We start from the raw sequence: 11,707 nt of genomic DNA, 5'->3' as shown, positions 1-11,707 counted from the left end.
TAGTATATAATTCTACTCTTTCACCATGAGTAGGGCACCCCCAACAAAGTGGACGTGTGATATATGTAAAAATACAATATACTGGGATGAATTATTCACTTTTACTTCAAAGAAGACTGTAGTTCATTATACGTGTTTCAGAGAAAAAGCACTAAAGACTGCTAAAGTAGACCAAGAGCAACTAACTGCAGTACTAGACTCATTAGAAGATGAGCTAAAAATGATAGTTGTATACAAGCAGAGACTAGGAAAAATAAAAGATGAAGAAGTTAAAAAATATATGGAGCAAGCTGAAAAAGATGCAGAAAAGAACTCTGCAATGCTTACTAGAGCTGTAGAGAAACTTAGCGGAGTGCTTGAGTGAACGAAAATATTATCAAGCAAGCTTAGTTTTTATTCTCCATTTTTAAGTTAGTAGACAATGAAAGTTGAGCTCGTTTCTTACACCAAGGACGGAGAAAGAGTTGTAGCAATTGCTTCTAAGATGAGCAGATCAAGGAAAGGCTGGGATTACCACGAGAAGACAATGACGGATGAGGAAGTAGAAGTATGGATTCGTGACGCTATCATTCACGGTTACTGGTCACCCCTAGAGCACTCTTCTTACACTTTCTCCATTGAAGGAATTTCCAGAGTTGCCTCTCATCAACTAGTGAGACACCGCATTGCATCATATACACAAATGAGCCACCGTTTCGCTAAGCCCGTCGACGAGTATTATCAACCAGTGACGCCACCTTCTGCGGAAAAAAGGAATGAGGAATTAGTTAAGAAGGCTTACGACGACGCTTACAAATACTACTATGAGCTATTACAGAACGGCGTCCCAGAGGAAGATGCCAGATACGTCCTACCTAACGGAGTAAATACGAATATTGTTGTGACAATGAACGCTAGAGAGTTGTATAATTTCTTTGCCCTCAGATTGTGTTCAAGGGCACAGTGGGAAATTAGAGCAGTAGCATGGAAAATGCTAGAAGAAGTAAAGAAAGTTCATCCTCGTCTATTTAAGTATGCTGGACCTAATTGCATAATTCACGAGAACTTTATTAGAGAGACGCCAATTTCTCTTGACGAACTTAACGATAAGACGGAATTTCTATCTCAGCGTTGTGTTGAAGGAGTACCTAGGGACGGGATATTAAAATGCATACAAAATGCTAAGAGCATCCTAAATAAAATTAAATAATATATTTCCTTTTTTGTATAGTAGGATATAAATTTTATAAACACGTTTAGGTTCTGTTAAGAAAAATATTTTAACCACGTTTATTGTTACTCATCTGTATGAGCTTAGTTCAATCACTTGTGGCTTTTGGATTACCTTCAATTCTCACTTTAGCATTGGGTTACGGAGGTTACAAAATAATTTCACTAATGGTTCCTCATAATCCTACTCCGCTCAAAATAAGTAGATTTGAAGCTGGGAATATACCATATGGAGAAGGTAGACTTTGGTTTCCTCTACAATACTATGGATACCTTCTAATGTATGTTACTATAGAACCAATTCTAGTGTTACTTTTTGCGATAGCATCAGCACCTTTGCTGGGTAATTTTATTCTATTCAGAAACTTAATGATAATTATCGGATCATTTATAGTATTAATTTATCCAGTAATGCATTATTCAATGACTCAAATTAATATGATACAAAACTGGGAGTTGAGACAATGAGCCAGACCACTGTTCAAAAGCCTATAGATAAAATAATATCAGAATTAAAGGCAAAAGGAGTAATAGCTAAAGCAGAATCTGAGAATAGAGGATCATTAGAAGTTACAAAGGATAAGATTACAGAAATAGCCAAAATAATGAAAGAAATAGGTTTCGATCACGTAATAGCAGTAACCGGGATAGATTTTCCTGAACAACAGAAAATTCAAGTGGTCTATCACGTTTCTTCATATTCAGTAGAAGACTTGCAAAAAATAATATTTGCAATTAAGACTTATGTAGATTATAAGGATCCTTCTTTACCTAGCTTAACTCAAATTTGGGGCAGCGCATGGACGGGAGAAAGAGAAACTTATGAAATGTTAGGAGTAAGATTTGAAGGTCATCCACAACTATCTAGATTATTCCTTCCAGAGGATTTTGAAGGAGTTTACCCATTAAGAAAAGACTTTAAAATAAAATTGGAGGGGTTATTCGTTGACAAGCCTGGATAACTATGGAATGGAAGTAGAGGTAGTTCCTGTTCAAGGAGAACTTAATGTAGGTCCTCAGCATCCAGGATCCGGACATATGAGGATACTTGTTAAACTTAACGGTGATATAGTAGAAGATTGCGAACTAGACGTAGGTTATGTTCATAGGGCTGTGGAAAAGTTAGGAGAAAATAGGAATTACATGCATTTGATTCCTTTGGTAGAAAGACCGGCAATTTTGGATTCAATACACATGAATATGGGTTACGTGATGGCAGTAGAGAAAATACTTAACGTTGATGTACCAGAGAGAGCCTTATATTTGAGGAGCTTTGCTGCAGAAGTTAATAGAATAGCTAGCCATCTTTACGGTTTAGGGATTCTAGGTATATTTATTGGTCATTCAACTGCTTTTATGTGGGGCTTCGGAGATAGAGAAGTTTGGCTTCAAATACTTGAAGCGTTAACTGGTGCTAGAGTTACTAATTCCTATATAATTCCTGGAGGAGTAAGGAGAGACCTGACGCCAAGTATTATAGAAATGACTAAGAAAGCGATTGTTTATATGAGAAAGAAGCTAAAAGATTGGGAAAAGATTTTCCTTAAGAATCCAACTATCATGGATAGGTTGCAGAACGTTGGAGTAATGACTAGAGAGCAAGCAATAGAATGGGGTGCAGTAGGGCCTAATCTTAGGGCATCTGGAGTTAATTTTGATATTAGAAAAGCTGAACCTTATGCCGCATATTCTAAGTTGGATTTTGAAATTCCAGTGTATAAAGAGGGGGACGGATACGCAAGAACTTTAGTTAGATTTGAGGAAATGGAACAAAGCATGAGAATTTTAGAACAAATAATAAAGGACATACCAGAAGGACCAATATTAGCTGATAGGTTCTTAAAACAAATTCCGCCAATTAGAATGAAGAAGTGGGTTCAAGGACAAGGAAGGATAGTTTTACCAGGTTATTATGCTTCGTTTAGACCGCCTAGGGGAGAAGCTGCTGCCAGAGTTGAGGCATCTAGAGGAGAACTTTTCTATTATGTAGTAAGTGATGGATCTCCTAAACCTTATAGGTTAAGGATGATAACTCCGTCTTATAGGGCAATTTATGTATTCAAAAACTTATGTAAAGGTGCTAGATATGCTGATATTGTAGCAATATATGGAAGTTTAGATTACTTCCCTCCAGAGGCTGATAGGTAATGATAGGTAACTTGTTATCTTTAATAAGATTTTATTTCTTTTATCCGTCATTTTTTGTTGTAATTATATTTCCTGGTTTATTATTTACTGGGATTCTTTTATTGACAACAATATGGTTTGAGAGAAAAGCGGCAGCTAGAGTTCAAATGCGAGTAGGTCCTTACTATGCTTCAAAGAGATTAGGCGGATATTTGCAATTAATAGCTGATGCATTGAAGTTCGTTTTTTCCGAAGTTATAATACCCGCAGGAGTTAATGAAACATTATTTGTAATAGCTCCAGTTCTATTACTTTTAGTTTCAATTTTACCTTTTGCGGTAATTCCAGTATCAGTAATTCCTCAAAGTGGATCTGTATTTTCAATCTATTATCATGATTTCTACGATCCAAATGTCGGCTATGGAGTTCTTGCCGGTATTTTCACTTGTTATAACTTATTACTTATCTTAGCTTTAGAGTCAATATATCCTATCTTTGTAATATTCTTAGCTTGGGTTACTAATAACAGGTTTGCAATTGTAGGTGCTGTGAGAGAAACTTTCTTATCAGTTAGCTATGACGCTCTAATTCTAATAGCAACTTTATCTATGGCTATTGAATATCATACCTTAGACTTAGCAGTTATAGTGCAAAAAGGAATTCCTGGGGTAATAGTAAATCCTATAGCAGCTTTTATTTTCATTGTAGGTATGCTAATAGGTAGTTCAAGGTTTCCTTTTGATATTGTTGAGGCAGAAACGGAATTAGTTATAGGTCCTTATACTGAGTACTCTGGATTCTTGTTCGTATTAACCATGGCAGGATCTTATGTGGGTAATTTTATATATTCCCTAGTTTTTGCCGACCTATTTTTAGGTGGTTGGTATCCATTTAGCGGTCTACCCGGAGCAGCGTTTTTGACTTTCAAAGCAGTATTGCTCTTATTCTTTTCAGTATTTTTAAGGGGAGTGTATGGTAGATATAGGATAGATCAAGCTCTTAGGGGTAGTTGGAAATACTTATTTCCTCTATCCCTAATTTCATTAATTACGGGTACATTGGTGGGTTACTTATGGCTGTAAAAGAATATAAAAAGGAAAATCCGTTTAGGTTATTTGCCAATCATTTACAATCAATAGGTACTGGAATAAAATACATGATAAAACCTCAGAGGATTACACTAAAATATCCTGAAGAATCGTTAACTCTTCCTAATGGATATCGTGGTATAATAAGACTATATAAGGACGTGTGTATTGGTTGCACGTTATGTGCAATGATCTGTCCAGCAGATGCTATGAAAATGATGACATATCAAGGCAAAAAATTACCTACTATAAATTACGGTAGATGTGTGTTTTGCGGCTTTTGTGTGGATATATGCCCTGTAGATGCCTTAAAAGAGACTGGAGTTCACGACGTCGCTTTCTCAAATAGGAGGGATTTAATATTTGATCCAGAAAAATTCAATAAGAACTTTGATAACCCTCCTGAGGATAAGGTAGTTAAAAAAGTTAGAGCGGTTATAGATGAAGAGAAGGGTATAAAATATGTTCCAGAGTCTTAATCTTTGTTTAATTTTATTCTTATTTTTCTCTATAATATCGATTTCTTCCGCAATATTCATAGTTAGTTCAAAGAATCTCTTTTACGCCGCAATATCCTTAGCTTTCCTAGGAGTTAGTATAGCAGTACTTATAGCACTTATTTCCTTCCAATATTCCTTGTATTCGGTCTTTCATCTTTTATTGTACGTAGGTGCAACGGTAGTTTTCTTATCAATATCTTTAGTCATGTTTAAAGGATTGGAAGTTAGGCAAATAAATATAGCTTGGGCACCAATTGTGGCTGGAGTTTCAGCTGTGCTTATATTTATAGCAGTAGTTCTTTCGTTATCAGGAGTTCAGGTAAGTCAAGTAGGAGAAATTAATCTTCAGACTCTTTCCTCGATAATTTTAGAGAAGTACTGGTTCCCTGCAGTAGTTCTAGTGGTTGGATTGTTAACAACATTAATAGAAGCAATAACTCTTGCTAGGAGGGATTAGAATGATATTGGGAGAATTTGGCGTATCTCTGTCAATTACATTAATAGGAATAGGTATTTACGGTTTGATTAATAGTAGAAACATAATTAGAATTCTTTTATCATCCGAGATAATTTTAAATTCAACTATTCTCCTTGTTTTCTCTATTTCCAGTTTATTTGGTAAAGTATATTCTCCTATTATTTTTTCAATTTTTGCAATAAGTATGGCTCTCATAGAAGTAGTAGTAGCTTTTGCTTCGATAATTCTATATTATAGAAATAAAGGATCTCTTGAGGTGGATTAAAATGATATCCATATTAATTCTAATTATATCTCTCGCTCTCTCTTCCCTAGTATTTTTTATTAAAGAGAAAAAGAGCGCTTTTATTCTTTCGATTATTGCGATAGGTATAAATTCATTCTTCCTATTAAGGAGGGGCCTTTTTGAGAATTTCTTTGTTGGTACTGATATAGGTTACTTCGGCCTCACCGTTAATGATCTGAATTACTCCTTCCTCTTAGTAATTTTGACAGTAACTATTGTGACTACAGTATATTCATTAAGGTATATGGAGGAAAAAATAGGAGAAGGAAGTTGGGGTCTGTATTACGGTCTATATTCATTATTTGCGGTGTCCATGATATATATATCAATTTCAACTAATCTTCTGGAAATTTATGTGTTTCTAGAAATCTCCCTAGTAACTTCTTTCCTCTTGATTTTACTTTACGGTTATGGTGATAGAAGAAGAATTAGCTTAATGTATTTTATTTGGACTCACATTGGAACAATATTATTACTTGCCTCTATCATAATAATTGGATTAGAATCTCACACGATGGATATTTATTCCTCTTATGGTGTAACTAACGTATTATCGTCAATACCCTTTGCAGAATTAGTTCTCCTCTTAGGAGTTATAGGAATGTTAGTAAAATCAGCACAAGCAGGATTTAACATTTGGCTACCTTATGCTCACGGTGAAGCTCCAACTCCTATATCAGTGTTATTAAGCCCTAATTTAGTGGGATTAGGAGTTTACGTAATAATACTTTACTTCTATCTATTCCCAGCTTTCTCTTATTTAGCACCAATATTCATAGGTTGGGCAGTTATTACGATGATTTACGGAGGAATAAACGCCTTAGCTCAAAGGGACTTTAAGAGGTTTTTAGCCTACTCTACGGTTTCGCAGATGGGTTACATGTTATTAGGCTCATCTGCAGCATACATGCTAGGTTTAGGAGGAAATGTTAATCAAATGCCTATAGGAATACTCTCTGCAGTGCTTATCTATGCATCTCACGGATTTGGGAAAGCAATATTATTCATGAGTGCAGGAGCTTCAATTACTGAGCTAAATACTAGAAATATAGAAGAACTTGGAGGACTTTATCTTTCATCACCACTTCATACTACCTTATCTTTCATAGGACTTTTAAATATCCTAGGATTACCACCAACTATAGGATTTTTGAGCGAAGTATTATTATTACTTGCGGTAGGTCAACTAATTCATGTTTCGTCACCGCTTTTATTTATATTATTAGTAATTGGAGTGACAGTAGGCGTAGGTATATCAAGCGGATATTCTGCTTATTTATTCAAGAAAGTTTATGCTGGGAGAAAGGAGATAAAGAGTATTGACAAAATAGCTGAGTACTCTATTCCAATGCTTTTGCTAGCATTAATAAGTGGAGTTTTCTTCTTTTATCCATCATTACTTTCCATTTCTTTCAATAACTTTATTCAAACCTTACCTTCCTCGACTCATATTTGTTTATTCTTAATAGTTATTCTTCCTGCAGTCGGCTCTCTAATCTCCCTAATTTCAGGTAAACTTAACCAAGACGTTAAAGGCACAATAGTCTCAATACTAATAGGACTTTCGATGATTCTTTCGATTTACAATTTGATTAATACAGTTAGTACACCTCACCCAAACTTCTTTGTTCCTGCTTATACATTTACAGCTTTTGAGTACTTTCAGTTTAGCTCTTCTTTACTTCAAGCAATTTTAGCAGTATTTGTATCTACCTTATCTTTCTTTATAGCAATTTATAGCATAGGTTACATGAAAGAAGACAATGTACTTAGGAGATATTGGGGTTTCTTCGGTTTCTTCATTTCATCAATGCTTTCAGTAGTTTTAGGTGATAATATACTAGTATTCTTAGCTGGTTGGGAAGGAACAACCTTAGCGTCTTATGGGCTAATAAGCTATTGGCTAGACGATAATGAAAAGAATGTTGTAGGCGACTTTAAGAGATTCGTGCTAGGAATAGAATATCTATCTAGACCGACTACCAGTGGAATAAGGGCATTAGTATTTACAAGAATAGCTGATATCGGAATGATAATGATATTAGGATATTTACTTTACCTAACGTCGCAATCTACCTTAACTGGAATTACTGTTATATATCCAGTAATTCATTCGTCCATTCAAGGTTTATTCTCAGAACTTCCATCTCTCCTTATCTTGCCATATTCTGTAATATTTCTTATTTTACTATATTTAGGTGGTCTATCAAAAAGCGCTCAGTTTCCATTTACTCAATGGCTGGTTACAGCAATGACTGGCCCTACTCCAGTTAGTGCACTGATACATGCTGCAACCATGGTAAACTTAGGGGCAATATTTACGTTTTTAACTTATCCTTTCCTCATACAAGGATATTCTACATCTCTAGAAATTTTCTTAGAAATAATTGTAGGAATAAATATTTTCACTGCAATATTTACTTCATTTAATGCGTTAGTTTCGAATGAGCAAAAGGTTATATTAGCTAATTCAACCGCTGACCAAATTAGCTTAATGATACTTTCCTCTTCTCTCGGTGGATTATTGGCTATTCTGCTTCACAATTTCGCCTTAGTTTATGCAGGAATTTCAATAGGCTTAATACAGATGATTGCTCACGGAATATATAAGGCCACACTGTTCATGAATGCAGGTTCTGTAATACATTATACTGAGAGCAGATACATAGGAGAATATCCAAATCTGTACAAGAAACTTAAATTATTATTTGTATTACAACTTTTTGCAGCACTAAACCTAGCTAATATTCCACTTTTCATAGGATTTTGGGCTCACTCATTCATTTCATATTTAACTTCATATAATTCTTACATTGATATGATTTATATAGGATTAGAGTTTGCTAGTGCTATCTATATTATAAGGTATATAGCTAGGTTATTTATGTACGGCTCTGGAGAAAAAGAGGCTGAAGGTCATATATCATCTATAATGTATGTCTCTCCAGCAATTCTTATGATCTCATCTATAATACTCTCTATAGAAATATTTCCCTTGGTTTCATTTATAGGAAAAGAATTTTCAGTACCACCAAATGTTTTCATTTATAATAATCTCGACTTCATAGTTTCATTAGTTGGAATAGCTATAGCTTTTATAATTTATAGTGGAGGCATGTTTAACAATAAATTCCTATCTCCAATTATAAACTTCTTCTATTATGGGTGGTATATCTATCCTATAATGGATATCGCAGGAATATTAGCTTTGAAAGTAAGTTCTGCTATATTTAATTACGTAGAAACTAGGGGAATAGATAATTCTCTTAATTATAAACTTCCAAACGGAATAATTTACTATGGCGGTCGGCTATTCAATAAACTTCAAAATGGGCTTTTAAGGGATTATTTAGGTTATTATGTAGGTGGCATTATATTATTAATGGTCATAGTAATTATTTTGTTGTTGGGGGATTAAAATGTTTATCCAAGATTCGCCAATAATAATTTTGTCTGTGTTATTTCTTTTTTCTGCCATAGCAGTGTTGTTTATAAAAGAATTTACTAGGGCCTTTTATTTATCATTAAGTGTGAATATTATAGGAATAATAATTTTATCATTTTTCTGGATAATAGGATTCGTAGGCTATACAATATTCTCGTGTACACTATATCTGGATAATGTAGGTTACCTTTTCTCAATAATAGTGTTAATAGGAACTACCGTTGTCATACTAGGAGGTAAATCGCACATTGAGAATTGGAGTACTAAGTCTTCAATGTTATCTTTACTTTTACTTACTGGACTAGGATTAGTTTACATGGCTTTTGCTTATAACATTTTGATTATATTAGGAGCTTGGGGTATATCTTCTGCAGCATCTTATGCAATTACTATGCTCAGAAAGGATTACAAATCAGTTGATGCTGGAATTAAATACCTAGTTATGGGATTAATATCTTCGTCATTTATGATATTTGGCTTTGCATTGTATTTCCTTTCAGTTAATACTTTTTCCCTGAACTATTCTACAATAAAATATCCTTACCTTTTCATGCTTGGTATCTCGTTGCTTTCTGTTGCTTTCTTCTTTAAATTGGGAGCTTTTCCATTCCAAGGTTGGCTTCCAGAAGTTTATATAAATGCTGATAGAATTTCTGTATCATTTATATCAAGCGTAGGAAAATTGCTAGGAATTATTCCTCTTTTAAGGATTATATCATTAGGAGACCCTACACAGAACGTTATAACGTTTTTCGTTGTACTATTCTCTATAATGGCTATACTTAGTATGTTTGTAGGAAACATCATAGCGTTTTCAAGGAAAGATTTGCCTTCCATATTAGCCTTTAGTAGCATAGCACAAATGGGTTTCATTCTAATAGGATTTGTTGCCCTTAAGGTAAATACTCAAATAGCTGAAGCAGGATTAGTAACTCAAAGCTTAGCTTACGTTATAGCGCAAGCAGGTCTCTTCAATTTTGTTAATCATATAGAGAAAGTTTCCGGAACTGCTAGATTTGAGGGATTAAGAGGTTTAGCGAAATCAGATAGAGGTTTAGCGACTTCAGCCTCAATCCTGATTTTAAGCTTACTAGGAATTCCTCCAATTATAGGCTTCTGGGGTAAATTATTCCTCTTTGAGTCTGTTTATCTATATCCATGGTTAATAATTATAACTGTCTTAAATAGCGCAATATCTGCAGGATATTATATTCCAATAATTAGAGAAATGTTTAGGGAAGGAGAGTTGAATTTCGTAGAAAGTGAAGAGAGAGACAGTGTTATATTTTCTGCCATATTAAGCATAGGTATTGGTATAATATCTCCCCTAATCTTGGTGGTAGTATGATAAGAGTTGGTCTTGTAGGAATAGGAAATGTTGCGTCTGCACTAGTTCAGTCAATAGAAATGGTTAAACAAGGTATAGAAATTCCAGGAATTCTTAACTTACCTATAAAAGCAGATGAGATCGAAATAGTTACTGCTTTTGATATAGATAAAAGAAAGGTTGGTAAAAAACTATCAGAGGCCATTTTTTCAAAGCCTAATGTAGTTCAAAAGTACGTGGATGTTAAAAGCGATGTTGAAGTATTAAGAGGTCCAACTTTAGACGGCGTGGATGAGCAACTATCCAAAGTTATTGAAGAATCGGAAGAGAAACCCGTGAATGTTAAAGAAGTATTAAAGGAAAACAATGTAGATGTTGTAATAAATTTATTACCAGCCGGAGCAGATAAGGCAAGTCTATTTTATGCTGAGGAAAGTCTCTCTGCTAATTCTTCATTTATTAACGCGACTCCTTCTAATGTAACAGAGAGAATAGGAGATAAGTATAAGGAAGCAAAGATACCAATTTTTGGAGACGATTTACTTAGTCAAATAGGTGGTACGATCTTTCATTCCGGTATAATTGAATTTTTACAGAAAAGAGGAGTAAAAATTTTAAGATCTTACCAAATTGACATAGCTGGGAATACAGAAACTTTTGCGACTTTAGAGGATTGGAAGAAAGATCTTAAAAAGAAGATAAAATCTTCTTTTATCTCTCAAAGATCGGATAATGCTGAAATAGTTGCAGGTACTTCAGACTATGTAGAGTTTCTAGGAGATAGAAGAGTAAGTTACATGGTTATAGAAGGAGAATATGCAATGGGCGCAAAAGTTAGAGTAGACATTTCGCTAAAGACTTACGACGCACCTAACGCAGTTCAGCCATTAATTGATCTTATAAGGCTGGCTAAAATCCTTAAGGACAACAATATAGGCGGTGTAATTCCTGAAGTTTGTGGTTATTATTTTAAGAATTCTCCAGTTAGGTATAAGTCTATAGATGAGGCAAAAGCTCGCTTTGACGATTTTCTAAAGAAAATAATAAAATGATAAATCAGTCCTCACACGGTGGCATCACTGCTCAGACCGGGGTTCAGTCATCACTAAGTCTAACTAGTTCTAAAGATAATTATTTCTTACTACAACATTTTTCTCCTTCTCTTATAGTTAGAATGAGAATCAATGGCCTAAACTATAGATTAAAAAGAAGATATTTGAATAAAGGCTTGCAAAATTATAAAAAAT

The 11,707-nt window shown here is 34.4% G+C and carries 12 protein-coding genes; all 12 read left to right on the top strand.

Annotated features, from left to right (window positions below; genetic code table 11):
* The first annotated feature begins 25 nt into the window (after positions 1 to 25).
* The 12 genes from D1866_RS00905 (at position 26) to D1866_RS00850 (ending at position 11,512) form a co-directional block, all read left to right on the top strand.
* Positions 26 to 364, top strand: coding sequence for a DUF2175 domain-containing protein (locus D1866_RS00905; protein WP_152940746.1), 339 nt, complete (start codon positions 26 to 28; stop codon positions 362 to 364).
* 57 nt (positions 365 to 421) lie between these two features.
* Positions 422 to 1,189: an FAD-dependent thymidylate synthase gene (thyX, locus tag D1866_RS00900; RefSeq protein ID WP_013775997.1), complete on the top strand. Its 768-nt coding sequence runs from the start codon at positions 422 to 424 to the stop codon at positions 1,187 to 1,189.
* Positions 1,190 to 1,287: 98 nt separating this feature from the next.
* The gene (locus D1866_RS00895; protein ID WP_152940744.1) at positions 1,288 to 1,677 is read left to right on the top strand and encodes an NADH dehydrogenase subunit 3; all 390 of its coding nucleotides are present in this window, start codon (positions 1,288 to 1,290) and stop codon (positions 1,675 to 1,677) included.
* The gene (locus D1866_RS00890) at positions 1,674 to 2,171 is read left to right on the top strand and encodes an NADH-quinone oxidoreductase subunit C (RefSeq protein ID WP_152940742.1); all 498 of its coding nucleotides are present in this window, start codon (positions 1,674 to 1,676) and stop codon (positions 2,169 to 2,171) included. The genes D1866_RS00895 and D1866_RS00890 overlap by 4 nt, the downstream gene beginning before the upstream one ends.
* 7 nt (positions 2,172 to 2,178) lie before the next feature.
* Positions 2,179 to 3,357: an NADH-quinone oxidoreductase subunit D gene (locus tag D1866_RS00885; RefSeq protein ID WP_152941421.1), complete on the top strand. Its 1,179-nt coding sequence runs from the start codon at positions 2,179 to 2,181 to the stop codon at positions 3,355 to 3,357.
* A complete protein-coding gene (gene nuoH, locus D1866_RS00880) occupies positions 3,357 to 4,418 on the top strand; it encodes an NADH-quinone oxidoreductase subunit NuoH (protein ID WP_152940740.1) in 1,062 nt (353 codons plus the stop codon). Before D1866_RS00885 ends, nuoH begins: the two co-directional genes overlap by 1 nt.
* Entirely contained in the window at positions 4,409 to 4,903 is a 495-nt protein-coding gene (nuoI, locus tag D1866_RS00875; protein WP_152940737.1) for an NADH-quinone oxidoreductase subunit NuoI, read from the top strand. Before nuoH ends, nuoI begins: the two co-directional genes overlap by 10 nt.
* On the top strand, positions 4,887 to 5,381 hold the full coding sequence (locus D1866_RS00870; protein WP_152940735.1) for an NADH-quinone oxidoreductase subunit J family protein: 495 nt from the start codon (positions 4,887 to 4,889) through the stop codon (positions 5,379 to 5,381). Before nuoI ends, D1866_RS00870 begins: the two co-directional genes overlap by 17 nt.
* Position 5,382: 1 nt before the next feature.
* Positions 5,383 to 5,667: an NADH-quinone oxidoreductase subunit NuoK gene (nuoK, locus tag D1866_RS00865; protein WP_152940733.1), complete on the top strand. Its 285-nt coding sequence runs from the start codon at positions 5,383 to 5,385 to the stop codon at positions 5,665 to 5,667.
* Between the two features lies 1 nt (position 5,668).
* Positions 5,669 to 9,106, top strand: coding sequence for a proton-conducting transporter transmembrane domain-containing protein (locus D1866_RS00860; RefSeq protein ID WP_152940731.1), 3,438 nt, complete (start codon positions 5,669 to 5,671; stop codon positions 9,104 to 9,106).
* 1 nt (position 9,107) lies between these two features.
* Positions 9,108 to 10,481, top strand: coding sequence for an NADH-quinone oxidoreductase subunit NuoN (gene nuoN / locus D1866_RS00855; RefSeq protein WP_152940729.1), 1,374 nt, complete (start codon positions 9,108 to 9,110; stop codon positions 10,479 to 10,481).
* Positions 10,478 to 11,512 (top strand): inositol-3-phosphate synthase, encoded by a 1,035-nt coding sequence (locus tag D1866_RS00850; protein WP_152940727.1) that lies wholly within the window; start codon positions 10,478 to 10,480, stop codon positions 11,510 to 11,512. The genes nuoN and D1866_RS00850 overlap by 4 nt, the downstream gene beginning before the upstream one ends.
* Positions 11,513 to 11,707 lie beyond the last annotated feature (195 nt).

The organism is Acidianus ambivalens (assembly GCF_009729015.1).
Classification (GTDB): Archaea; Thermoproteota; Thermoprotei_A; order Sulfolobales; family Sulfolobaceae; genus Acidianus; species Acidianus ambivalens.
Note: the sequence above shows the minus strand (reverse complement) of the source record. Positions and strands in the feature narration are given on the sequence as shown.

Bases quoted from the DNA above. Each gene is read 5' to 3' on its own strand.
- D1866_RS00905 (WP_152940746.1), top strand. From the start codon at position 26: ATGAGTAGGGCACCCCCAACAAAGTGGACGTGTGATATATGTAAAAAT.
- thyX (WP_013775997.1), top strand. From the start codon at position 422: ATGAAAGTTGAGCTCGTTTCTTACACCAAGGACGGAGAAAGAGTTGTA.
- D1866_RS00895 (WP_152940744.1), top strand. From the start codon at position 1,288: ATGAGCTTAGTTCAATCACTTGTGGCTTTTGGATTACCTTCAATTCTC.
- D1866_RS00890 (WP_152940742.1), top strand. From the start codon at position 1,674: ATGAGCCAGACCACTGTTCAAAAGCCTATAGATAAAATAATATCAGAA.
- D1866_RS00885 (WP_152941421.1), top strand. From the start codon at position 2,179: ATGGAAGTAGAGGTAGTTCCTGTTCAAGGAGAACTTAATGTAGGTCCT.
- nuoH (WP_152940740.1), top strand. From the start codon at position 3,357: ATGATAGGTAACTTGTTATCTTTAATAAGATTTTATTTCTTTTATCCG.
- nuoI (WP_152940737.1), top strand. From the start codon at position 4,409: ATGGCTGTAAAAGAATATAAAAAGGAAAATCCGTTTAGGTTATTTGCC.
- D1866_RS00870 (WP_152940735.1), top strand. From the start codon at position 4,887: ATGTTCCAGAGTCTTAATCTTTGTTTAATTTTATTCTTATTTTTCTCT.
- nuoK (WP_152940733.1), top strand. From the start codon at position 5,383: ATGATATTGGGAGAATTTGGCGTATCTCTGTCAATTACATTAATAGGA.
- D1866_RS00860 (WP_152940731.1), top strand. From the start codon at position 5,669: ATGATATCCATATTAATTCTAATTATATCTCTCGCTCTCTCTTCCCTA.
- nuoN (WP_152940729.1), top strand. From the start codon at position 9,108: ATGTTTATCCAAGATTCGCCAATAATAATTTTGTCTGTGTTATTTCTT.
- D1866_RS00850 (WP_152940727.1), top strand. From the start codon at position 10,478: ATGATAAGAGTTGGTCTTGTAGGAATAGGAAATGTTGCGTCTGCACTA.